The organism is Arachnia propionica, from assembly GCF_003859805.1.
Taxonomy (GTDB): Bacteria; Actinomycetota; Actinomycetes; order Propionibacteriales; family Propionibacteriaceae; genus Arachnia; species Arachnia propionica_C.
Window position 1 is genome coordinate 371,163 of the sequence record NZ_RQZG01000001.1, and the last position, 22,131, is coordinate 393,293.

Here is a 22,131-nt window from a genome sequence, read left to right on the forward strand (position 1 = left end):
GCAACGGTTGCCCCTGCGGCTTGCGCGTCCGCACCGTCGCCCCCTACTCTCAGTTGTGCCAGTAAGGGCACAAACTTAATTCGAAGACGAATTAAGCAGAAGGAGGATCAATGAAGGTCAACTTCCGCCAGGTCATCGCGCTGACCGCCGTCACCGCACTCGCACTCACCGGTTGCGGCGGCAACAAGGGAGGCGGGGCCGAGACCGGTTCAGACGGTCGGCCCAAGGTCATCGTCGACATGTGGGCCGGCGGGGACAAGGACATCGCCGCCATCAAGCAGCAGGTCGAGATCGCCCAGACCGCGCTGCCCGACATCGAGATCGAACTGCGCACCGCACCATGGGGCGACTTCTTCACCAAACTCACCACCAACATGGGAACCGGGAACATGGCCTGCGTCACAGGCATGAACTCCGGCAAGCTCAGCGACTTCAAGGAGGGCTTCGTCGAACTGACCGAGGCCGATCTCACCACGGCAGGCCTCAGCGCCTCCGACCTCGCGCCGGGAGCGACCGAGATCCTCAGCGACTCGGGAACGATGTACGGGGTGCCCTTCGACATGGCCACCATGCTGGTCTACTACAACATCGACATGATCAAGGCCACGGGAGCCCCCGAGCCGAGGAACGGCTGGACCTTCGCCGACTTCGAGGCCACCGCGAAGGCGGCCACCAGCGGTGACAAACAGGGCTTCGCCGTCGGCATGGGAGATTTCCAGTGGCAGGCCCTGCCCATCGCCCGGGCCGGGATGCAGCCCGTCACCGCAGAGGGCCGACTCGACATCGCCAACCCGACCTTCGTCGAGGCCGCCACCTGGTACGCCGGACTGGTGACCGACCAAGAGGTCGCCCTGCCGGTGGCCTCCGCCTCCGATGCCGGATGGGGCGAGGAACAGTACAGCAACGGCAACGCGGCCATGGCCGTGGACGGCACCTGGAACGCCGTCAGTTACCTCGGCAACGACGCCGGGTTCGAGGTCGGCATGGTCAACCTGCCGAAAGGACCCAGCGGCAACTCACTCGGACTGGTCCTCGGTTCCGGCTACGGCGTGGCCAAGACCTGCCAGAACAAGGAGGCCGCACTCAAGGTGATGGGGGCGCTGCTGAGCAAGGAGGCCCAGGACCACATCGCCAGTTCCGGCCGTTCCTACCCGGCACGCACCGAGTCCCAGCCGCTGTACTTCACCTCCATCGACGAGCAGTACCGTGAGCGGGTCAAGAGTGCCTACGAGGCCGCCTTCACCCACGTCGAGGGTCAGCACGTCTCCCCCAACTGGTCGAAGGTCAACGCCTACATCCAGCCCGAGCTGGTGAGCGTCTACACCGGCGCCAAGCCGATGTCCGACGTGCTCCAGAGCGCACAGCAGCAGTTCCAGCAGTGACCAGGACGACCGCTGGCGCACTGCGCCGAGCCGAGGAACGCCAGGCCCTGGGCTTCATCAGCCCGGCCCTGGTGGGCCTCGGTCTGTTCATCCTCTTCCCCGTCGGCCTGTCCATCGTGATGAGTCTGTTCGACTGGCCGACGTTCGGGACGAGAACCTTCACCGGCCTCAGGAACTACCTGAAGCTGTTCACGGCCAGTCCCGACTTCTGGCCTGCGCTGCGCAACACCTTCGTCTTCGCCATCGCCTACGTCCCCATCAACATCACCCTGTCCCTGGGGTTGGCGGTGGCGCTCAGCTCCCGCATCCGGGGGCGAGGCGCACTGCGGGTGCTGTTCTTCATCCCGGTGGTCACCCCGATGGTGGCCAACATCCTGGTGTGGAAGATGCTGCTGCAGCCCCAGGGTGCCCTCAACGGAGCCAGTCAGGCCTGGTTCGGCCTCGGTCTGCCGAACTTCCTGGCCGACCCCCACTGGGCGATGACGATGGTGGTGGTGATGTCGGTGTGGCAGGGCATGGGCTACAACATGCTGATCTTCTCCGCCGTGCTGGAGCAGCTGCCGGAGACCGTGATCGAGGCCGCTCGGATCGACGGGGCCACAGGCGCCCGGCTGTTCTTCCAGGTGACCCTGCCCATGATCTCCCCTGCGCTGTTCTTCGCGACCGTCATGACGATGATCGGCTCCCTCCAGGTCTTCGCCCAGCCCCAGCTGCTGACCGGGGGTGGTCCCGGCAATGCCACCCAGCCCATCGTCCAGTTCATCTACAACCAGGGATTCCGTTTCCAGGATCTCGGACTGGCCGCAGCAGCCGCATGGATCCTGTTCGCGATCATCATCGTCCTGACCGCGTTGCAGTTCCGGGTGCAGAAGAGGTGGGTGCACTATGAACACTGACGCCCTTGGTCCGAGGACGGGCCGCCCCCACCGGGTCCGCCTGGTCCTGGCCCACCTGACGATCTACCTGGCCGCCCTGCTGTTCGCCTCGCCGCTGATCTACGCGGTGTTCTCGGCGATGAAACCGAACAACGAGATCTTCGCCTCCCCGCCCCGCCTGGTCGGCTCCCAGCTGAAGTGGACGAACTTCCTCGAGGTCTTCACCTACGGTCCGTTCGTCACCTACATCTCGAACTCCCTGTTCGTGTCCGTGACCGGAACCCTGCTGGTGCTGTTCGTCTCCTCCACGGCCGCCTTCGCGTTCGCCCGGCTGCGGTGGCGGGGCCGGGACGTGGTCTTCATCCTGTTCCTCGCCACACTCATGGTGCCCGCCGAGGTGGTCGTGATCCCGCTCTACACCCTCATGGGCTGGTTCGGCTGGGTCAACTCCTACCAGGCGCTCATCATCCCGTTCGCCTTCAGCGCCTTCGGCACGTTCCTGCTGCGGCAGTTCTACCGAGGCATCCCCTATGAACTCGATGAGGCGGCCCGGGTGGACGGCGCCGGTGCCATCCGCATCTACTGGGGCATCATCCTGCCCCTGTCCCGTTCCGCACTCGCGGTACTGGCGGTGTTCACCTTCCTCGGGTTCTGGAACTCCTACCTGTGGCCCCTGATCGTCACCGTCGACTACTCGACGATGGGGACCCTGCCCATCGGCCTGGCCTCCTTCTCCACCCAGCAGGGCACCCGCTGGGACCTGCAGATGGCCGCTGCCGTGATCTCGATGCTGCCGACCACCATCCTGGTCATCGCTCTGCAGAAGCATCTGGTCCGGGGCATCGCGATGGCGGGACTGGGGGGTCGCTGATGGTCACCGCGGGCATCGACATCGGTGGCACCAAGACCACTGCGGTGCTCACCGATGCCGACGGGACCGTGCTGGCGTCACGGACCATCACCTCCGGTCGCGGTGGCCCGGCCCTCCTCGACGGTGCTGCGAGGCTGTTGGGTGAGTTGGAACTCTCCTCAGGCCTGCACGCCCGGGCCGTCGGGGTCGGTGTCGCCGGGGTGATCGACCCGGGGAGCGGGAAGGTGCTGGCCGCGTCCGGGACCTTCCCGGACTGGGCAGGACGATACCCCGGCAATGCCCTGTCCGAACGTCTGGGACGCCCGGTACGGCTGGTCAACGACGTCAACGCCTTCCTCGGTGGCGAGGTGCGGTGGGGGGTGCTGCGTGGTGCTCGTGATGCCCTGGCCATCATGCTGGGCACCGGGGTCGGTGGGGCGTTCCTCCTCGACGGTCAGCTCAGGGGTGGCCCTCGGGGCAGCGCCGGGGAGATCGGGCACACCCCCGGTTACTCCCAGCTGGTCTGCACCTGCGGCGGCATCGGTCATCTGGAGACCCTGGCCTCCGGGCGTTCGTTGGGACTGCGTTACGCAGAACTGACCGGCGTCGACGGCCTCGGTGGCCGAGAGGTCGCGGAGCTGGCCCGCAGCGGTGACGCCGCTGCAGGTGACGTGTTCACCCGGGCCGCGGAGGCCCTGGCCCAGGCGGTCGTCGTCGCCACCACCCTGCTGGATCTCACCGATGTCGTCGTGGGCGGCGGGGTCAGCGCCGCCTGGGACCTCCTGGAGCCACCGCTGATCGCCAGCCTGACGGCAGCGCCTCCCGTCACGGTCCCGATCCCCCGGGTGCACCGGGCCTCCTTGTCCAGCACCGCCCTGGGAGCCGCCGCCCTGGCACAATCCACCCGTATCGACACCATCGTGAGGAAGACATGACTGCTGCTGACATCTGGTGCCCACCCCTGCCTCCCGTCACCGGTGGCCTGTCCCGGCCACGCATCGGGATCGCCGGCATCTCCATCGAGGCCAGCACCTTCTCCCCCCACCTCAGTGATGACGAGGCCTTCACCGTGCGTGAGGGGGACGATCTGCTCTCCTACTACCCCTTCCTCGATCCCGGCCGTGACCTCCGGGAGGCTGCCGAATGGGTTCCACTGCATCACGGGCGTGCCCTTCCCGGCGGCCCTGTGGCTCCGGGGACCTACCAACGGATGAAGGCGCGGATCCTGGAGCTGGCCGACACCCTGGGCCCCTTCGACGGTTTCCTGCTGGACCTGCACGGCGCGATGAGCGTGGTCGGCATGACCGACGCCGAGGCCGACCTCACCACGGCCCTGCGCGAGGTGATCGGCCCCGAGCCCCTGATCTCCTGCACCCAGGACCTGCACGGCAATGTCTCGGCCGCACTGGTGGAGCAGGTCGATCTCATCACCTGCTACCGGATGGCCCCCCACGAGGACTGGTTGAACACCAAGGAACGGGCCGCCCACAACCTGCTGCTGCGGCTTCGCGCGGGGACCGGTCGCCCCTGGAAGGCCTTCGTGCCGATCCCGCTCCTGCTGCCCGGGGAGAAGACCAGTACCCGGGTCGAACCGGCTGCCGGCATCTACGACCGGGTGGCACGGGTGGCTGACCGCGACGGGGTGTGCGATGCCGCCTTGTGGGTGGGCTACGCCTGGGCCGATGAGCCACGTTGCCAGGCCGCGGTCGTCGTCACGGGTGACGACCCCACCACTGTGTCCTCGGGGGCCCGGGAACTGGCCGAGGCCTGGTGGGCTGCGCGTGACGAGTTCAGTTTCGTCGGCCCCACCGACACCCTGGCCGGGGCCCTGGACACCGCCCTGGCGGACGGCTCCCCTCGTCCCCACGTCATCTCGGACTCCGGGGACAATCCCACCGCGGGTGGGGCCGGGGACGTCTCGTGGACCGTTCGGGAGCTGCTGGCCGATCCGCGCCTGTTGGACCCCGGCCTCACCGTGATCCATGCCTCGACCTTCGACCCGACGGCCGTGGCACGCTGCTTCGATGCCGGCATCGGGGCCCGGGTGTCACTGAGGATCGGGGGAAACATCGATGCGGTCGCCCCACCCGCCGAGATGACGGGAGTGGTCTTCTCCCTGACCGAGGGGGACCCGGTCGCAGGTCGGCAGGCCGTGGTGCGCTCCGGTGGACTCCACGTCGTCATCACCGAGCGGCGCAAACCATTCCACCACCTCGCCGATTTCCAGCAGCTCGGCCTGGAGCCGGGTGAGGCGGACGTCGTGGTGGTCAAGATCGGCTACCTCGAACCGGAGCTGTTCGCCCTGGCGGCCGGATGGACCCTGGCGCTGACCCCGGGTGGGGTCGACCAGGACCTGATCCGGCTGGGGCACCGCAACCTGAAACCGGGGACCTGGCCCTTCGACACCACGAGTCCCGTACCGGATCTCACACCCGTGATCAGCAGGAGGGAGCCCACGTGCTGAACTTCGAGGAACGGACCGGCCCGGATCTCGGGGTCTCCTACCCTGATGTCAGCGTGCCCGAGTGGTACCGCGACGCAAAGCTCGGCGTGTTCATCCACTGGGGTGTCTTCTCGGTTCCGGCCTGGGCACGGCCCCACGACGGCCACGTTCCCGTGGAGGATGCCTACGCCCACCACCAGTACGCGGAGTGGTACGCCAACACCGTGCGGATCCCCGGCTCCCCCACCCGGAGCCACCACGTGAGCCGCTACGGCACCGGAACCACGTATGAGGATCTGGCCGACCAGTGGGCGCTGACCGATTTCGATGCCTCCCGCCTGGTGCAGGCCGTGCTGCGCAGCGGGGCACGCTACGTGGTGCCGGTGACCAAGCACCACGACGGTTTCTGCCTGTGGGACACGGCCACGACGGGGTTCAACGCCGTCAGGCGGGGACCCGGTCGTGATCTCGTGAGGGAGCTGGCGGAGGCCACCCGTGCCGCCGGAGCCCGATTCGGGGTGTACTTCTCCGGGGCCCTGGACTGGCACGTCAGTGACCTTCCCCCGATCCGCTCGGACCGTGACCTGTTCACCCTCCGGCGCAACGACGAGGAGTTCGCCCGTTACGCCGCCGCCCAGCTGGAGGAGCTCATCGATCGGTTCGCCCCGTCGGTGCTGTGGAACGACATCGAATGGCCGGATGCCGGGAAGGGCGACGACGACTTCGGGGTCGCCGCACTGTGGCGACGTTACCTGTCGGCGGTGCCCGACGGTGTGGTCAATGACCGCTGGGGGGTCCCTGCCCATGGCCACCTGACCCGCGAGTACACCGATGTGACGGGGATCCAACCCGTGGTGTGGGAGTCCACCCGAGGTCTCGGGAGGTCGTTCGGGTACAACTCGGCCGAGGACGAGTCGCATTGCCTCGATGCGGCTGATCTGATCCGGTACCTCGTGGACGTGGTGGCGAACAACGGCAACCTGCTCATCAACGTCGGTCCCCGGGCCGATGGCTCGGTACCCGAACTGCAGCAGCTGGCCCTGGATGGTCTGGGTCAGTGGTTGTCGGTCAACGGCGAGGCGGTCTTCGGTTCCCGGCCGTGGCTGCGTTCCGGGGAGGGCCCGGTACGCCACACCGTGGTCGGTGGTCAGGTCTTCGCCCATGTGCTGGACCCGCAGTCTGGGGTGCTCCGTCTCCCGGCAGAACTGAGGAGGGCGCCGAGCGTGAGCTGGCTGGGAGGAGGGCAGGTCCCGGTCCACGACGGCGAGGTGGTGATCCCGGAGCCGTTGCGACGGACCGCGGTGGCGGTGGCACGACTGGATCAATGACGATATCGTTACATTGTGCAACGATATCGTGATGAACTCTCGGGATCCTCCCTCCTGCTGGAGGCCTGGTTCCTCAACCAGGTGGTTTCCAGATGGATGACCACTCGGCTGGGTGAATGCCCGCTCAGCCCTGACGAGCTGGGCCTGTGCGCCGCCTTGGCGCTGCGCGGCGATGCGTCGACCTCGCAGATCTGCGAACTCACCGGGACCGCCGCCTCCACCATCGCCAGCATGGGGAACCGGCTGGCCGGACGGGGGATCCTGGAACAGGTCACGAACCCGCACGATCGGCGTTCCCGGCTGTGGCGCCTCACACGGACCGGGCTGCAGGTGCTGGGAGAGGCGATGGAACGATTCCGTGAGGCCTACCTGGCCCTGCTCCGTACAACCCCCGTCCAACCGGAGCAGATCCGCGACGGGCTCAACGATCTCGAGCACGCCCTGCGTCTCGACCTCGGACTGCCCCAGCGCGAACCTCAGGACGCCTGTGCGGCCGAGTCCGAAGAGCTCACCGCGGCCGAACGCGAGGAACTGCGCCGGTTCACACAGTGGCTGATCCACCGTCGCGGCCACGCATCCGACGAGGATGTTCGATGACCCCGCCGCCCCGCGTCCTGCTCATCATCGTGACCGTGTGCTGCGGTCTCACGGCCGCCCTCGTCTTCCTCCTGGCCCTCCCGGAGGTCACCGCGGCCTGTGGCGCCCCTCCCCTCGACACCCGCCCCTTCTGGAGCCGGGAGGAGGCCCTGGAACTCGCCCGCACCTGCGGCCAGGAGGGCAGGGCCGCCTACCGGAGGCTGGCCCTGCTGGACCTCCTCCACCCGGTCCTGGTCGCCGCCACCTTGGTCCTGTGGGTCCGCTGGAGCCGCAGCCCTCACCGTCGACCCTCCCTCGTCGTGCAGGCGGTCATCCTGCTCGGCGCGGGGGCTGACCTGATGGAGAACTGGGCCGTCTGGACCCTGCTGGCCGGCGGTCCGGGGCTTGACGGATCCGCACTTCTCCGCGTCGGGGGCGGCATCAGTCTCGCCAAGAACGTCCTGGTCTCGTTCGGCATGCTGGGGGCAGCGGCCGTGATCCTGGACGCGGTGCGGCACCGCGTCCTGACGAGGAGGCACACCGATGAGCATGACAAGGCCTGAGCCCACCAGCAGGACGACGGGACCGGGAGGTCCACGACGGACCCGAGCATCTAGGCTGGAGCGCATGAGCCTCGCCAAGCGTCAGCGCGCCGCCCTCTGTGACCTCATGGCCGAGTTGGGTCCGACCGCCCCCACCCGGTGCCTGGGGTGGGACGTCGCTGACCTGGCTGCGCACATGTGGGTGCGCGAACACCGACCCTCGGCACTGCCGGGCATCGGTGTGGCCCGTTTCGCCCGTCGTACCCAGCGCATCCAGGACGAGGCGCTGCGCACCCGCGGCTTCAACTCGCTGGTCACCGACCTCAGGCGCCCCGGCTGGGTGATGCTCCCCCTCGACCACATCGTCAATGCGGTGGAGTTCTTCATCCACCACGAGGACGTGCTGCGCGCCAATGGCCGGCACCAGGTGATGAGTGCCACCGAACAGGCCGAGCTGTGGCGCACGGCCCGCGTGCTGGCCCTCAAGGCCCAGCACGCCTGGGGAGGCAGACTTCGGATCTCGCCCATCGGGGGACGGCCGATCGGTATCGGACAGGGAGACCGTCCCGTCAATCTCCACGGACACCCCTCGGAACTCCTGCTGTTCCTCAGCGGTCGGAGGGCGAACGTCACCGTCACCGCAGAGCCGGAGGCCGCGAAGGCCCTGGTGGAGGCCATCGGCAGCCTCTGACCCGTGGACGTGCCACAGCGGGGGCGACCCTGTGGTCGCCCCCGCTGTCGGGTCTGACGGGATCAGCCCTTGACCTTGGCCTCGATGGCTGCCCCGACCTCGGCGTCGATGTTCTTCCAGTACTGGAAGACCCGGCCGAGAACCGGCTCGTTCACACCTGCCAACGACCCGACGACGGTGTCCACGAGGCGCTCGCGCTGGGCGTCGTCGTACACCTCACGCACCAGGGTGTGGGCCTGTCCGAAGTCGTCGTCCTCGGCGTGGAGGGTGTAGGCCGCACGCATCAGGGCACCGTCGGCCTCCCAGCCGTTGTCCGCCGGCCCCTGGGCCTCGGCGTAGGGACGGCCGAAGGAGTTCGGCGCGTACACCGGGGACGCCCCGGTGTGGACGTACTCCATGTTGCCCTGCGAGGCGTAGTTGTTGACCGGGCACACCGGCTGGTTCACCGGCAGCTGGTGGAAGTTGGTCCCGATCCGGGCGCGCTGTGCATCCGGGTAGGCGAAGACCCGGGCCAGCAGCATCTTGTCGGGCGAGACACCGGTTCCGGGCACCATGTTGGACGGGCTGAAGGCGGCCTGCTCGATCTCGGCGAAGAAGTTGGTCGGGTTCTCGTTGAGCTCCAGGCGGCCGACCTCGATGCGTGGGTAGTCCTTCAGCGACCAGATCTTGGTGAGATCGAACGGGTTGAAGCGGTACTTCTCCGCCTCGGCGTAGGGCATCACCTGGACGTGGAGGGTCCAGCTCGGGAACTCCCCCTTCGCGATGGAGTCGAACAGGTCACGACGGTGGAACTCGGCGTCCTCGCCCGCCATCTGCGTCGCCTCCGCCCCCGTCATGTTCTCCACCCCCTGGTCGCTGAGGAAGTGGTACTTGACCCAGAACTTCTCCCCGGCCTCGTTGACCCACATGTAGGTGTGGGAACCATAGCCGTTCATGTGACGCCAGGTGCGGGGCAGGCCGCGATCGCCCATGAGGTAGGCCACCTGGTGGGCGCTCTCCGGGGACAGGGTCCAGAAGTCCCACTGCATCTCGGCGTCACGCAGCCCGGAGGCGGGCATGCGCTTCTGGGAGCGGATGAAGTGCGGGAACTTCATGGGGTCGCGCAGGAAGAACACAGGGGTGTTGTTGCCGACGATGTCGAGGTTGCCCTCGGTGCTGTAGAACCGCACCGAGAAACCACGGACGTCACGCCAGGTGTCAGGGGAGCCCTGCTCCCCGGCGACGGTGGAGAACCGGAGCAGGGAGCGGCTCGTGGCACCGGGCTGGAACACGGCTGCCTTGGTGTAGGCGGTCACGTCACCGGTGACGGTGAAGGTGCCGAAGGCCCCGGCGCCCTTGGCGTGGGGGCTGCGCTCCGGGACCCGCTCACGGTTGAAGTGGGCGAGCTGCTCGACCAGATGGACGTCGTGCAGGACGATGGGGCCGTTGGGGCCGACGGTCAGGGAGTGGGAGTCACTCTGGACCGGGGATCCGTTGAGATGGGTGGACGGGGTGTCGTTGGTGTTCATGCCGTTCCTTCCGCAGTGAGGCAGGCGGGGCAGGTGCCCCAGTAGATGACCTCAGCCTCATCCACCCTGAATCCCTGGGCATCCGTCGGCTCGAGGCACGGGGCGACGCCCTTGTGGCAGGCGACGTCCCGAAGGTCCCCGCAGCGGCGGCACTTCAGGTGATGGTGGTTGTCCCCCGTCGCGAGTTCGAACCGGGCGACCGAACCGGCCGGCTCGACGCGACGGATGAGGCCCACCTCGCAGAGGGCTGCGAGCACGTCGTACGTGGCCTGGACCGACAGGGAACCGATCTTCCTGATGGCCAGTTCACGGGTCAGTTCGATCGTGGCGTGGGGGTGGGTCTCCAGGGCCTCGAGGACCGCGAGACGCGCGGAGGTGACCCTGAGGCCAGCCGACCGCAACGCGGCGCTGTGATCCGAGGAGGTTGAGGACATGGTGTCACCCTAACTCATTTCTGGAAGGATTCCAAAAAACGATTGACCCAAGGTTCGGGTAGGCTCAGCTCAGCCTGCTGAGCAACAGCTCCCGCACGCGGGCAGCATCCGCCTGACCACGCATCGCCTTCATCACCTGACCGATGAGGGCCCCCACTGCCTGCACCTTCCCGTCACGGACCTTCTGCGCGACATCCGGGTTGGCCGCGATGACCTCGTCGACGGCCGCCCCCAGTGAGGCGTCGTCGGAGACCACCGTGAGACCGCGCGCCGCGACCACCTCTGCAGGGCTTCCCTCCCCGGCGATGACACCGTCGAAGACCGAGCGCGCCAGCTTGTCGGTGAGCTCCCCGGCGTCGACGAGGGCCTGGGTCACCGCGACGTCCGACGGCGACACCCCGAGCTCCTCGAGCTCGACCCCGGCCTCGTTGGCCCGTCGGGCCAGCTCGGAGAGCCACCACTTGCGAGCCGCCTGTGGGGAGGCCCCGGCGGCGATCGTGGCCTCGATCAGGTCGAGGGCGCCCGCGGCGACGATCGCCGCCATGGTCCGCTCGTCGACCTCCCACTGCGCCGCCAGCCTCCTCCGACGCTGGGCCGGCGGCTCGGGAAGGGTGCTGCGCAACTGCTCGACCCACTCGGCCGCGGGGGCGACCGGCACCAGGTCCGGCTCTGCGAAGTAGCGGTAGTCCTGCGCCTCCTCCTTGGAGCGACCCGCGCTGGTGGAACCATCCGCCTCATGGAAGTGCCGGGTCTCCTGGGTGACCACGCCGCCTGCCGCGAGGATCGCTGCCTGGCGTCTCATCTCGAAGGTCACGGCCCGCTCGATGGAACGCAGTGAGTTGACGTTCTTGGTCTCCGTACGGGTCCCGAGTCCCGTGGCTCCCCTGGGGGCCAGGGAGACGTTGGCGTCACAGCGCAGACTCCCCTGCTCCATCCGGACATCGGAGACCCCGAGGGCCCGCATCAGGTCACGGAGGTGCGCGACGTAGGCACGCGCCACCCGGGGGGCCTTCGCCCCGGTCCCGACGATGGGCCTGGTGACGATCTCGATCAGGGGCGTGCCGGCCCGGTTGTAGTCGATCACCGAGTAGTCGGCCCCGTGGATACGGCCGGTGGCACCGACGTGGGTCAGCTTCCCCGCGTCCTCCTCCATGTGCGCCCGTTCGATCTCGATGACGAAGATCTCGCCGTCGACCTCGAGCTCGACCCGACCGTCGAAGGCGATCGGCTCGTCGTACTGGGAGGTCTGGAAGTTCTTGGTCATGTCCGGGTAGAAGTAGTTCTTCCGGGCGAACCTCCCCCACGGGGCGATCCGGCAACCGAGTGCCAGCCCGATCCGGATGGCGGACTCCACAGCCTTCCGGTTGACCACCGGCAGTGCCCCGGGAAGCCCGAGGCACACCGGACAGGTCTGGGTGTTCGGCTCTGCCCCGAAGGCCGTGGAGCAGCCACAGAACATCTTCGAACGCGTGTTGAGCTCGACGTGGACCTCCAGCCCCAGGGCCGGCTCGAAGCTCGCCAGCACGTCGTCGTAGTCCATGAGTTCAGTCATCACCACACCGCCTTGGAACCGGGAAGGGGGGCGGCCTGCGCCAGGAGCGGACCACCGAGCTGTTCGAGGTGTGCCTCGAGGAAACCTCCGACACGGTAGAGGCGGTCATCGGCCAGCGGGGGCGCGATGACCTGCAGTCCGACCGGGAGCCCCGCCTCACTCAGGCCGACGGGGAAACTGGCCGAGGCGTTGCCCGCCAGGTTGGAGGGGATCGTGCACAGGTCCGCCTTGTACATCGCCATCGGATCGCTCATCCGCTCCCCCAGCCGGAACGCCACACTCGGCGTGGTCGGGGAGACGAGCACGTCACACCTGACGAAGGCCTCCTCGAAGTCCTGCGCCACCAGGGTGCGGACCTTCTGTGCGGAGCCGTAGAACTGGTCGTGGTAGCCGCTGGAGAGCGCGTAGGTGCCGATGATGAGACGACGCTTGGCCTCCCGACCGAAACCCTGACCACGGGTGACCGAGGTGACGGTCTCCATGTCGTTGTCCCCGTCATCGCCGAGTCTCAGTCCGAATCGAACCGCGTCGAACCGGGCCAGGTTGGAGGACAGCTCGGCCGGCATGATGAGGTAGTAGGCGGCCAGGGCGTACTCGAAACTCGGACACGAGACCTCGACCACCTCGGCGCCCCCCTCACGCAGCCAGGTCACAGCCTCGGCGAACCGTGCCTCCACATCAGGGTCGTACCCCTCCCCGCCGAACTCCTTGACCACACCGACCCGAAGACCACTGACATCGTGTCGCCGCGCCGCCTCGGCCAGCATCGGCAGCGGCTGGGCGATGGAGGTGGAGTCCATCGGGTCGTGCCCACCCATCGCCTCGTGCAGCAGGGCCGCGTCCAGGACGGTGCGGGTCACCGGTCCCGGTTGGTCGAGCGAGGAGGCCATCGCGACGACCCCGTAGCGTGAGACGCCACCATAGGTCGGCTTGACCCCGACGGTGCCGGTCACCGCCCCGGGTTGCCGGATGGATCCCCCGGTGTCGGAGCCGAGGGCCAACGGAGCCAGACATCCCGCGACGGCGGCGGCCGAGCCACCCCCCGACCCCCCGGGAATGCGCTCGACGTCCCATGGGTTGCGGGTGGGCCCGAAGGCCGAGGTCTCGGTGGAGGAGCCCATCGCGAACTCATCCATGTTGGTCTTGCCGAGGATGACCAGGCCGGCCTGCCTCAGGCGGGTCACGACGGTGGCGTCGTAGGGCGGCACCCACCCCTCGAGCATCCGCGACCCGCAGGTCGTCGGCATCCCGACGGTGCAGAAGTTGTCCTTGACCGCCACAGGAACGCCGTCCAGCGGCGAACGGGGCTGTCCGGCCCGACGACGCCCGTCCGAAGCGGCAGCCGCCTCGAGTGCGCCGTCGGCGTCGACGTGGAGGAAGACGTTCAGGGTCGGGTTGAGGGCCTCGATCTGTTCGAGGTGGGCGCGGGTCAGCTCCACGGCGGAGATCTCACCGGTGGCCAGCAGCTCGGCCTGGACGTGCGCGGGGCGGGTCAGTGGCGTGGTCATGGCCTCAGTCCTCACTCAGGATCCGAGGGACGCGGAAGCATCCCTCCTCGACATCCGGGGCCCCGGCGAGCACGGCCGTGGCGGGCAGGCTCGGCCGCACCTCGTCCTCGCGCATCACGTTGACCAGGGGCAACGCATGGGTCATCAGGGGCACGTCCGATCCTGCCACCCGGCCGACCCGGGAGACCGAGGCCAGGATCACGTCCAACTCGGGGGCCAGCTCGGCGCATTCGGCTTCCGTCAGGTCGAGTCGCGCCAGCGCGGCGAGCCGTGCGACCTCCTCAGCGGTCAGGGCCACGATTTCCTCCAGGCAGATCACACCGGCCCGCGGGCGCGGACCAGGGCCGATCTTATCCGTGATCGGTCCTCTCGAGCACCCGCCTGAGCGGGGCGTAGTGATCGCGTACGGCACGTCGGTAGGCCTGGGAGTCCCCGGCCTCCGCGGCGCACAGCATGTCACCGTGGGCCCTGGCGGTGAGTTCGATGTCGTCGGGCGCGGGGATCGACAGCTGGGGCAGGACCACGCTGTGGACGTCCCAGAACGCCGCGACCAGCTGGGCGATGATGTCCAACCCGGTGTGCTTGAGCAGCCGGGTGTGGAACTCGCGGTCCTCCTCGCCGAAGGACTCGCCCCGTTCGGCTGCGGCCACCATGATGTCGACGAGGTCGTGCAGGTCGGCGTTCCGGGTGCCCCTCAGACGGGCGCAGACCCGGTCGGCCTCGCTCAGGTCGAGGCTCTCGCGCACCTCGACCACCTCGCGCAGCGCCTTGAAGTCGTCACCCGGCACCATGACGGCCCGGAACACCAGGGTCTCCACCAGCGGCTGCAGCGAGGCCTGGCCGACGAAGGTGCCACGACCGTGCTGCACCTCGACGATCTCCAGGGTGTTGAGTGTGCGGATGGCCTCGCGCACCGAACTGCGCGACACACCGAGCCGTTCGCACAGTTCCGCCTCGCTGGGCAGTGGATCCCCGGGGTGGAGTCTGCTGGCGATGATGAACTGTTTGATCTGACTCGCTGTCTCCCGTGCCAGGGTTCTCCCGCCCCGCGCGCCGCGCCGCGCACCGTCGAGCCGTTCCATGCCCATTGCCCGCCTGTCCTCCGAAAGGGTGATTCAAGTTCTGGTCCCGTGACCGAATCGTGACGAACCGGTCGTTGATCCGTCGATGATGTTGTGCTTAGTATAGGCGTATCGTCAGTCATCAGACGTCAGAACATTGAAGGAGTTCAACGATGCATCTCCCCAAGGAGAACAGCTTCTCACGCCGCTCGTTCGTCAAGCTGCTTGGCGCCACGTCCGCGGCTGCGGGCATCGCGGCTGGTCTGGCTGCGTGCGGCACCACCCCGAAGGACGGTGGGGCGAGCGGCAAGCCGGCAACCAACGGCTCGGCCACGGCATCCGGCTCGGCCCCCGCCGTTGCCGCGAACCCGGACGGCACCATCACCGCCGGTATCTCCTACGAGCTCGGCACCAACGGGTACGACCCGATGACCACCACCGCCGCACTCACCGTCGCCGCGAACTGGCACACCCTGGAGGGCCTCACCGAACTCCACCCCGACACCCGCGAGGTCTACGCCGCTCTCGGCAAGGAGCTCCCGAAGCAGGTCGACGACACCACCTGGGAGGTCGCCCTGCGCGACGGCGCCGTGTTCACCAACGGCGAGCCGGTCACCACCGATGACGTCGTGTTCTCCTTCGAGCGGGTGCTCAACCCCGAGAACAAGTCCCTCTACGCCGCCTTCCTGCCGTTCGTCGAGTCCGTGACCAGGAAGGACGAGACCACCGTCCAGGTCAAGACCAAGTACGCCTTCTCCCTGGTCCCCGAGCGCCTCTCCGTGGTCAAGATCGTCCCGAGGGCCGCCGTCGAGGCCGACCCGAAGGCCTTCGACCTCAACCCCGTGGGCACCGGCCCCTGGAAGATGACCGACAACGGCGCCGCGTCCAAGAAGATCACCTTCGAACGCAACGACGCCTACAACGGCGCCCGTCCCGCACTGGCCAAGACCATGGTCTGGGAGATCCTGCCGGACAACGCCACCCGCGTGAACGCCATCTCCTCCGACACCGTCCAGGCCATCGACGCCGTGCCCGCCACCGATCTGAGCACCCTCAGCAACTCCAAGAAGGTCGCCGCCGAGCAGGGCTTCGGTCTGGTGTTCATGATGTTCAACTGTGGCTCCGCCCCGATGAACGAGGTCAAGAACCGCCAGGCGATGCTCTACGCCCTCGACATCGAGAAGATCTGCAAGACCGGCATGAGTGATCTCGCCACCCCGGCCACCTGCTTCGTCCAGAAGGAGCACCCGGCCTACAAGGAGGCCGCGACGGTCTACACCCAGGACCAGGACAAGGCCAAGGCCCTGCTCGCCGAGACCGGGCTGACCTCGGTCCGGCTGCTGTGCTCGGACCACGGCTGGTTCTCCGCCGTCCGCCCGATCATCAAGGAGTCCCTGGAGGCCGTCGGGTTGAGCGTCACCTACGAGGAGAAGAAGTCCTCGGACGTCTACGCCACCATCGACGGTCAGCCGGAGGCCTACGACATCGTCGTCGCCCCCGGTGACCCGTCGGTCTTCGGTGACGACGCGGACCTGCTGCTGCGCTGGTGGTACGCCGGCGACACCTGGACCGACTCCCGGATGCACTGGAAGGGCCAGGAGTCCTACGCCAAGGTGCAGGCCCTGCTCGAGGAGGCCGGGGCCGCCACCGGGGACGCCCAGAAGGCCAAGTGGCACGAGATCTTCGACGTCGTCGCCGAGAACGTCCCGCTGTACCCGCTGTTCCACCGCAAGACGCCCACCGCCTACGACGAGAAGACCCTCGGGGACTTCAAGCCGATCGCGATCACGGGTCTGTCCTTCATCGACGTCTCCAGCTCCAAGTGATGTGAACAACGGGGGTCCAGCGCTCGGAACGCTCGGACCCCCGTTTCACGTTCGACCCAGGAAAGCAGTCCATGTCCACCTTCCTTCGTCTGCTCGGCAGACGCCTCCTGGTTCTCCCCCTGATGGTGGTCGGCGTCACGTTGCTCGTGTTCTTCGTGATGTCGTTGTCCTCCGCGGACCCGGCCCGACTGGCGCTGGGTGAGTCCGCCGACGCCGCCGCCCTCGAGGCCTACCGCGAGGCCCACGGGCTCAACCGCCCGCTCCTCGTCCGGTTCGGCGACTACCTGTGGCGACTCGTCACCCCGGAGATCCAGCTCGACCCGTTCAACGTCACGATCGACCTCGGCCAGTCCTTCACCGGTGTCGACATCTACGAGATGGTCGCCCGGGCCTTCCCGATCACTCTCCAACTGACCTTCCTCGGCCTCACCATCGCCGTCGTCGTCGCCGGCATCCTCGGTGTCGTGGCCGCGTTGTACCGTGACCGGTGGCCCGACCAGGTGATCCGGGTGTTCTCCATCGCCTGCCTGGCCACGCCGTCGTTCTGGCTCGCGCTGCTGCTGATCCAGTGGCTGGGCAACATCCCCGGTGGCGCCGGGGTCTTCCCCGCACTGGTCGCCGACTGGGTCAGTTTCTTCGACGACCCGGCACGCTACATCGACCAGGTGACGCTGCCCGCGATCGCGCTGGGGATTCCCGTCGCCGGGTCGTTGACCCGCGTGGTGCGCACCGCGATGGTCGAGGAGCTCGACCGCGACTACGTCCGCACCGCCATCGGGGCCGGAATCCCGAAACACGTGGTGGTGGCCCGCAACGTGCTGCGCAACGCGCTCATCACCCCGATCACCGTGCTGGGCCTGCGCGTCGGCTACCTCATGGGTGGTGCCGTGGTCATCGAGCTGATCTTCAACATCAAGGGCATGGGTGACCTGATCTTCCAGGGCATCACCCGCAACGACGTGAACATCGTCCAGGGCGTGACCATCACCGTGGCCGTCGCCTTCATCTTCATCAACATCGTGGTTGACCTGCTCTACGTCCTGGTCAACCCGCGGATCAGGAGCGTGTGATGCTCTCAGCAGAATCCAGGAAGAAGCTCCAGACCCCCGGGCTCAGACTCCCCGCCCTGGGTAGCCTGCCGATCGGCTCCCGGATCGCGCTGGTCGTGCTCGGCGTGATCGCCCTCATGGCGATCCTGGCCCCGCTGATCGCCCGCTACTCCCCCGATGCCAGCGGCCTGGTCCCCGACGAGAAGGTCCTCCAGATCGAGACCGAGATCGAGGGTGTCGGCAAACAACTGATCCCTGATCACTCGATCCCGCCGGACTCCCAGTTCTGGTTCGGCACCGACAAGGGAGGTCGTGACATCGCCTCCCGCATCATCCACGGTGCACGCGTCTCACTGACCGTCGGTCTGGCCGCCACTGGACTGGCCCTGCTGGTGGCCGCCGTGCTCGGCTCCATCGCCGCGACGGCCCGCAAGTGGGTCTCCGAGACCCTGATGCGGGTGCTCGACGTCATCATGAGCTTCCCCGGCATCGCGCTGGCGGCCGTGATGGTCACGGCCCTGTCCTCCCGGGTCCCGAACATCCTCGTGGTGGTCATCATCTCCATCTCCTTCCTCTACGTGCCCCAACTCACCCGAGTGGTGCGCGCCAACGTGCTCTCCCAGTTCGGTGAGGACTACGTCGCCGCATCCAAGGTGATGGGGGCCAGGACCTGGTGGATCCTCATCAAACACGTGGCACGCAACTGCCTGGCCCCGATCATGGTCTTCGCGACCGTGCTGGTGGCCGATGCCATCGTCTTCGAGGCCTCGCTGTCCTTCATCGGCACCGGCATCACCTCGGTGAACACTCCCACCTGGGGCAACATGCTCTCCGAGGGCAAGGAACTGCTGCTGTCCGGCCACTGGTGGGTCACCTTCTTCCCCGGCATGTTCATCCTCATCACCACCTTGTGCCTCAACGTGCTCTCCGAGGGCCTCACCGACGCCCTGGCCAGCCCCCGGATCAGGGTCAAGGCCGACGTCGAGGCCGACGAGCTGGCCTCCCGGGGCGAGCGTGACGCGGTCATCGCCGCTGCCCATGCCGAGCAGGCCGTCAAGCTGCGCGAGCGGCTGGCCCTGCTGCGCTCCTCGGAGCAGGCCCGCACCGACCGCCTGGTGCTGGCGGACCCGCAGGCCAAGCCACTGCTGGAGGTCCAGAACCTCTCGATCTCCTTCCCCAGCGCCCACGGTGGCGTCCAGATCGTCGACGACGTCTCCTTCAGCGTGCGTCCCGGTGAGACGATGGGCCTGGTCGGCGAGTCCGGCTGTGGCAAGTCGATCACCTCGATGGCGGTCATGGGGCTGCTGCCGAAGACCGCGCACGTCCAGGGCGAGATCCTGTTCGACGGTGTGAACCTGTTGACGCTGAACGATCATGAACGCAACGCGCTGCGTGGCCACGAGATGGCGATGATCTACCAGGACGCCCTGAGCTCGCTCAACCCGTCGATGCTGATCCGCTCCCAGATGAAGCAGCTGACCAGCCGCGGCGGTACCCGCGAGGCGGCGGAACTGCTCGAGATGGTCGGGCTCGACCCGCTGCGCACCCTGCGGTCCTACCCGCACGAGCTCTCCGGCGGCCAGCGCCAGCGCGTGCTCATCGCGATGGCCCTGACCCGCAACCCGCAGCTGGTGATCGCCGACGAGCCGACCACCGCCCTCGACGTCACCGTGCAGGCCCAGGTGGTGGAACTGCTCAACGAACTGCGCCAGGAACTCGGCTTCGCGATGGTCTTCGTCAGCCACGACCTGGCCCTGGTCGCCGAGGTGGCACACCGCATCACCGTGATGTACGCGGGCCAGGTGGTGGAGCAGGCGAACACCTCCGAGCTGCTCACCAACCCGGTGCACGAGTACACCCAGGGCCTGCTCGGAGCCGTGCTCTCCATCGAGGAGGGCGCCGGTCGGCTCCACCAGGTGCCCGGCACCGTGCCGAGCCCCCGCGAGTTCGTGGCGGGGGACCGCTTCGCCCCACGCAGCTCGCATCCGGGCGTCGGTCTCGAGACCAAGCCCGAGCTGCTGCTGGTCGGGGGCACGACGGACCATTACTGGGCGAGCACCCCCGAGCTGCGTGAAGTGCTGAACAAGGAGGCCGCACATGACTGAGACCCCCGTCATCGAGTTGCGCAACGTGCACGTCGTCCACAAGGCGCGCACCGGCAAGCTGTTCCGTCCCGACAAGGTCCACGCCGTCAACGACGTCTCGCTGAGCGTCTCCCGCGGCGAGACCGTCGGCATCGTCGGCGAGTCCGGCTGCGGGAAGTCCACCACCGCCCGGGTGATGGTGGGGCTCCAGGCGGTCACCGGGGGAGAGATCCTGTTCAAGGGGCAGAGGCTCGGAAGATCCGCCAAGGATCGTGCCCAGCTCGGCCGGGCGGTCTCGGTGGTCTTCCAGGACCCCGCGACGGCGCTGAACCCTCGGCTCACGGTACGGGAGACACTGCTGGACCCGTTCCGGGTGCACGGCATCGGGGATGCCGCGTCCCGGCTCAACCGGGTCAAGGAACTGCTCTCCCTGGTGGGTCTTCCCCAGTCAGCCCTCGACGTCCTGCCCCGGCAGATCTCCGGCGGCCAACGGCAACGTGTGGCCATCGCCCGGGCGCTCGCCCTGGAACCGGACGTCATCATCGCCGACGAGCCCACCTCCGCCCTCGACGTGTCGGTGCGCGCACAGGTGCTCAACCTGCTCACCGACCTGAAGGACCAGCTCGGTCTCGGCCTGGTCTTCATCAGCCACGACATCAACACCGTCCGTTTCATCTCGGACCGGATCGGGGTGATGCTCTTCGGCCGCATCGTGGAGATGAGCCCCACCTCGGAGATCTTCTCCACACCCAAGGATCCATACACCAGGAAACTGCTCTCCGCAGTTCCGTCCCTGCTTCAGGAGCACACCTCATGACAGCCTTCTCCGGCATCATCCCCCCTGTCGTCACCCCCTTGCTGCCGAGCGGGGAGATCGACCACGCCTCACTCGTCAGGGTGGTCGACCACCTGCTCGACGGTGGGGTGGACGGTCTGTTCGTGCTCGGCTCCACGGGTGAGGTGACCTATCTCACCGACGAGGAACGCGTGGCCGTGGTCCACACCATCGCTGGCCGGGTCGCAGGTCGGGTCCCCCTGATCGTCGGCTGCATGGAGACCACCGCTCCCCGCGTGATCGACCAGGCACGACGCGTGGTCACGGCGGGTGCCGACGCGATCGTCGCCACCGCTCCGTTCTACGCCCTGAACAACGAGAAGGAGATCGCCAGGCACTTCCGCCTCATCGCGGCCGCCGTCGACGTCCCGGTGTTCGCCTACGACGTGCCGGTGCGGCTCGGCGGGGTGAAGTTGTCCCCCGAGCTGTTGGTCGAACTGGGCAGCCAGAAAGTGATCGTCGGGGTGAAGGACTCCTCCGGCAACGATGTCGCGTTCCGTCGCCTCATCGCCCTCAACAAGGCCGCTGGTTCCCCGCTCAAGGTCTTCACCGGCCACGAGCTGGTCAACGACCTGATGCTCCTGGCCGGGGCTGATGGTCAGGTTCCCGGTTTCGCCAACGTCGACCCGGTGAGTTACCGGAAACTCGCCGATGCCTGCGCCGCCGGACGATGGGAGGAGGCCTCCCGACTCCAGGAGCAGATCAACGCCGAGTTCGAGATCGTCTTCAAGCCCACCGGACGTGGCGGTGACGGCACCGGTGTGGGAGCGTTCAAGATCGCCATGCACCTGCTCGGGGTGATCGACCACCCGACCCAGCCCGCCACCCTCGGCGAGTTCTCCGAGGCTGACATCGAGTCCGTCCGTGAGGTTCTCGTGAGCACGGGACTGCTGAGGTGACCGGCACGCTCGAGGCCCTCAAGGGCCGCCTGGTGGTCTCCTGCCAGGCCTACCCCGGTGAACCGATGCGTCACGCGGAGACGATGGCACGGATCGCCCAGGCCTGCGTCCTCGGCGGGGCCGCCGCCATCCGGGTCCAGGGCATCGAGGACATCAGGGCCACCACTGCCGTGGTCGACGTCCCGGTGATCGGACTCTGGAAGGACGGCGCCGAAGGGGTCTACATCACCCCGACGCTGCGGCACGCGCTGGCCTGTGCCGAGGCCGGGGCCCGGATCGTGGCCATCGACGCCACCTCCCGGCCCCGCCCGGACGGCTCGACCTTCGCCGAGATCGTCAGGGGGCTCAAGGAGGCTCACCCGAAGGTGCTGGTGATGGCCGACTGCGGCAGTCTGGAGGACTGCCTCCGGGCCGAGACGGACGGGGCCGACATCATCGGCACCACCTTGGCCGGGTACTCGGGTGAGCGCCCGAAGACCGACGGCCCTGACCTCGAGCTGGCCCGGCAGGCCGTTGCGGCCTGCCGGAGACCGGTCATCGTGGAGGGGCGGGTCCACACCCTCGACCAGGCCCGGGCCGTGATGGCGACCGGGGCCTGGGCGGTGTGCGTCGGCACCGCCATCACCCATCCGAGCAGTATCACGGGATGGTTCGCCGCCGCCGTTCAGGGTTCCTGAACCCACCCGCC

Annotated in this window: 21 protein-coding genes; 15 read left to right on the forward strand and 6 right to left on the reverse strand. The window is 67.9% G+C overall.

Annotated elements, in window-relative coordinates:
• Positions 1-110 precede the first annotated feature (110 nt).
• The 9 genes from EII34_RS01820 to EII34_RS01860 all read left to right on the forward strand — a co-directional run bounded on the left by EII34_RS01820 (position 111) and on the right by EII34_RS01860 (position 8,687).
• Positions 111-1,382 carry an ABC transporter substrate-binding protein gene (locus tag EII34_RS01820; RefSeq protein WP_124842253.1) on the forward strand — a complete coding sequence of 424 codons (1,272 nt, stop codon included), beginning with the start codon at positions 111-113 and terminating at the stop codon, positions 1,380-1,382.
• Positions 1,379-2,278, forward strand: a complete 900-nt coding sequence (locus EII34_RS01825; RefSeq protein ID WP_124842256.1) for a carbohydrate ABC transporter permease — start codon at positions 1,379-1,381, stop codon at positions 2,276-2,278. The genes EII34_RS01820 and EII34_RS01825 overlap by 4 nt, the downstream gene beginning before the upstream one ends.
• Complete coding sequence (locus EII34_RS01830) at positions 2,268-3,128, forward strand: carbohydrate ABC transporter permease (protein ID WP_124842259.1); 861 nt, start codon at positions 2,268-2,270, stop codon at positions 3,126-3,128. Before EII34_RS01825 ends, EII34_RS01830 begins: the two co-directional genes overlap by 11 nt.
• Positions 3,128-4,042, forward strand: coding sequence for an ROK family protein (locus EII34_RS01835; RefSeq protein WP_124842262.1), 915 nt, complete (start codon positions 3,128-3,130; stop codon positions 4,040-4,042). The genes EII34_RS01830 and EII34_RS01835 overlap by 1 nt, the downstream gene beginning before the upstream one ends.
• Positions 4,039-5,571, forward strand: coding sequence for a M81 family metallopeptidase (locus EII34_RS01840; protein ID WP_124842265.1), 1,533 nt, complete (start codon positions 4,039-4,041; stop codon positions 5,569-5,571). Before EII34_RS01835 ends, EII34_RS01840 begins: the two co-directional genes overlap by 4 nt.
• Positions 5,565-6,878: an alpha-L-fucosidase gene (locus tag EII34_RS01845; RefSeq protein WP_124842269.1), complete on the forward strand. Its 1,314-nt coding sequence runs from the start codon at positions 5,565-5,567 to the stop codon at positions 6,876-6,878. The genes EII34_RS01840 and EII34_RS01845 overlap by 7 nt, the downstream gene beginning before the upstream one ends.
• A 15-nt stretch (positions 6,879-6,893) precedes the next feature.
• Positions 6,894-7,475 (forward strand): MarR family winged helix-turn-helix transcriptional regulator, encoded by a 582-nt coding sequence (locus EII34_RS01850; protein WP_124842273.1) that lies wholly within the window; start codon positions 6,894-6,896, stop codon positions 7,473-7,475.
• Positions 7,472-8,017 (forward strand): hypothetical protein, encoded by a 546-nt coding sequence (locus EII34_RS01855; RefSeq protein ID WP_124842276.1) that lies wholly within the window; start codon positions 7,472-7,474, stop codon positions 8,015-8,017. Before EII34_RS01850 ends, EII34_RS01855 begins: the two co-directional genes overlap by 4 nt.
• Positions 8,018-8,081: 64 nt before the next feature.
• Positions 8,082-8,687, forward strand: coding sequence for a maleylpyruvate isomerase family mycothiol-dependent enzyme (locus EII34_RS01860; protein ID WP_185711119.1), 606 nt, complete (start codon positions 8,082-8,084; stop codon positions 8,685-8,687).
• A gap of 62 nt (positions 8,688-8,749) precedes the next feature.
• Here EII34_RS01860 and EII34_RS01865 read toward each other — a convergent pair whose 3' ends face one another.
• From EII34_RS01865 to EII34_RS01890, 6 genes are all read right to left on the reverse strand, one after another.
• Entirely contained in the window at positions 8,750-10,195 is a 1,446-nt protein-coding gene (locus EII34_RS01865) for a catalase (RefSeq protein ID WP_124842283.1), read from the reverse strand.
• Complete coding sequence (locus EII34_RS01870; protein WP_124842286.1) at positions 10,192-10,629, reverse strand: Fur family transcriptional regulator; 438 nt, start codon at positions 10,627-10,629, stop codon at positions 10,192-10,194. The genes EII34_RS01865 and EII34_RS01870 overlap by 4 nt, the downstream gene beginning before the upstream one ends.
• Before the next feature lie 64 nt (positions 10,630-10,693).
• Positions 10,694-12,181, reverse strand: a complete 1,488-nt coding sequence (gatB, locus tag EII34_RS01875; RefSeq protein WP_124842289.1) for an Asp-tRNA(Asn)/Glu-tRNA(Gln) amidotransferase subunit GatB — start codon at positions 12,179-12,181, stop codon at positions 10,694-10,696.
• Positions 12,181-13,689 carry an Asp-tRNA(Asn)/Glu-tRNA(Gln) amidotransferase subunit GatA gene (gene gatA / locus EII34_RS01880; protein WP_124842292.1) on the reverse strand — a complete coding sequence of 503 codons (1,509 nt, stop codon included), beginning with the start codon at positions 13,687-13,689 and terminating at the stop codon, positions 12,181-12,183. Before gatA ends, gatB begins: the two co-directional genes overlap by 1 nt.
• Positions 13,690-13,693: 4 nt before the next feature.
• Positions 13,694-13,987, reverse strand: a complete 294-nt coding sequence (gene gatC, locus EII34_RS01885) for an Asp-tRNA(Asn)/Glu-tRNA(Gln) amidotransferase subunit GatC (RefSeq protein WP_124842294.1) — start codon at positions 13,985-13,987, stop codon at positions 13,694-13,696.
• A gap of 52 nt (positions 13,988-14,039) precedes the next feature.
• Positions 14,040-14,777 carry a FadR/GntR family transcriptional regulator gene (locus EII34_RS01890; RefSeq protein ID WP_124842297.1) on the reverse strand — a complete coding sequence of 246 codons (738 nt, stop codon included), beginning with the start codon at positions 14,775-14,777 and terminating at the stop codon, positions 14,040-14,042.
• Between the two features lie 146 nt (positions 14,778-14,923).
• Here EII34_RS01890 and EII34_RS01895 point away from each other — a divergent pair, with 146 nt between their 5' ends.
• From EII34_RS01895 to EII34_RS01920, 6 genes are all read left to right on the forward strand, one after another.
• Positions 14,924-16,576 carry an ABC transporter substrate-binding protein gene (locus EII34_RS01895; RefSeq protein ID WP_124842300.1) on the forward strand — a complete coding sequence of 551 codons (1,653 nt, stop codon included), beginning with the start codon at positions 14,924-14,926 and terminating at the stop codon, positions 16,574-16,576.
• Positions 16,577-16,647: 71 nt separating this feature from the next.
• Positions 16,648-17,646, forward strand: a complete 999-nt coding sequence (locus tag EII34_RS01900; RefSeq protein WP_124842303.1) for an ABC transporter permease — start codon at positions 16,648-16,650, stop codon at positions 17,644-17,646.
• Positions 17,646-19,730, forward strand: a complete 2,085-nt coding sequence (locus EII34_RS01905) for a dipeptide/oligopeptide/nickel ABC transporter permease/ATP-binding protein (protein ID WP_124842306.1) — start codon at positions 17,646-17,648, stop codon at positions 19,728-19,730. The genes EII34_RS01900 and EII34_RS01905 overlap by 1 nt, the downstream gene beginning before the upstream one ends.
• The gene (locus EII34_RS01910) at positions 19,723-20,526 is read left to right on the forward strand and encodes an ATP-binding cassette domain-containing protein (protein WP_124842309.1); all 804 of its coding nucleotides are present in this window, start codon (positions 19,723-19,725) and stop codon (positions 20,524-20,526) included. Before EII34_RS01905 ends, EII34_RS01910 begins: the two co-directional genes overlap by 8 nt.
• Positions 20,523-21,443, forward strand: coding sequence for a dihydrodipicolinate synthase family protein (locus EII34_RS01915; RefSeq protein WP_124842311.1), 921 nt, complete (start codon positions 20,523-20,525; stop codon positions 21,441-21,443). The genes EII34_RS01910 and EII34_RS01915 overlap by 4 nt, the downstream gene beginning before the upstream one ends.
• Positions 21,440-22,120, forward strand: coding sequence for an N-acetylmannosamine-6-phosphate 2-epimerase (locus EII34_RS01920; RefSeq protein WP_124842313.1), 681 nt, complete (start codon positions 21,440-21,442; stop codon positions 22,118-22,120). Before EII34_RS01915 ends, EII34_RS01920 begins: the two co-directional genes overlap by 4 nt.
• The last annotated feature ends 11 nt before the right edge of the window (positions 22,121-22,131 follow it).

Bases quoted from the DNA above. Each gene is read 5' to 3' on its own strand.
- EII34_RS01820 (WP_124842253.1), top strand. From the start codon at position 111: ATGAAGGTCAACTTCCGCCAGGTCATCGCGCTGACCGCCGTCACCGCA.
- EII34_RS01830 (WP_124842259.1), top strand. From the start codon at position 2,268: ATGAACACTGACGCCCTTGGTCCGAGGACGGGCCGCCCCCACCGGGTC.
- EII34_RS01835 (WP_124842262.1), top strand. From the start codon at position 3,128: ATGGTCACCGCGGGCATCGACATCGGTGGCACCAAGACCACTGCGGTG.
- EII34_RS01840 (WP_124842265.1), top strand. From the start codon at position 4,039: ATGACTGCTGCTGACATCTGGTGCCCACCCCTGCCTCCCGTCACCGGT.
- EII34_RS01855 (WP_124842276.1), top strand. From the start codon at position 7,472: ATGACCCCGCCGCCCCGCGTCCTGCTCATCATCGTGACCGTGTGCTGC.
- EII34_RS01860 (WP_185711119.1), top strand. From the start codon at position 8,082: ATGAGCCTCGCCAAGCGTCAGCGCGCCGCCCTCTGTGACCTCATGGCC.
- EII34_RS01865 (WP_124842283.1), bottom strand. From the start codon at position 10,195: ATGAACACCAACGACACCCCGTCCACCCATCTCAACGGATCCCCGGTC.
- EII34_RS01870 (WP_124842286.1), bottom strand. From the start codon at position 10,629: ATGTCCTCAACCTCCTCGGATCACAGCGCCGCGTTGCGGTCGGCTGGC.
- gatB (WP_124842289.1), bottom strand. From the start codon at position 12,181: ATGACTGAACTCATGGACTACGACGACGTGCTGGCGAGCTTCGAGCCG.
- gatA (WP_124842292.1), bottom strand. From the start codon at position 13,689: ATGACCACGCCACTGACCCGCCCCGCGCACGTCCAGGCCGAGCTGCTG.
- EII34_RS01890 (WP_124842297.1), bottom strand. From the start codon at position 14,777: ATGGGCATGGAACGGCTCGACGGTGCGCGGCGCGGCGCGCGGGGCGGG.
- EII34_RS01895 (WP_124842300.1), top strand. From the start codon at position 14,924: ATGCATCTCCCCAAGGAGAACAGCTTCTCACGCCGCTCGTTCGTCAAG.
- EII34_RS01900 (WP_124842303.1), top strand. From the start codon at position 16,648: ATGTCCACCTTCCTTCGTCTGCTCGGCAGACGCCTCCTGGTTCTCCCC.
- EII34_RS01905 (WP_124842306.1), top strand. From the start codon at position 17,646: ATGCTCTCAGCAGAATCCAGGAAGAAGCTCCAGACCCCCGGGCTCAGA.
- EII34_RS01910 (WP_124842309.1), top strand. From the start codon at position 19,723: ATGACTGAGACCCCCGTCATCGAGTTGCGCAACGTGCACGTCGTCCAC.
- EII34_RS01915 (WP_124842311.1), top strand. From the start codon at position 20,523: ATGACAGCCTTCTCCGGCATCATCCCCCCTGTCGTCACCCCCTTGCTG.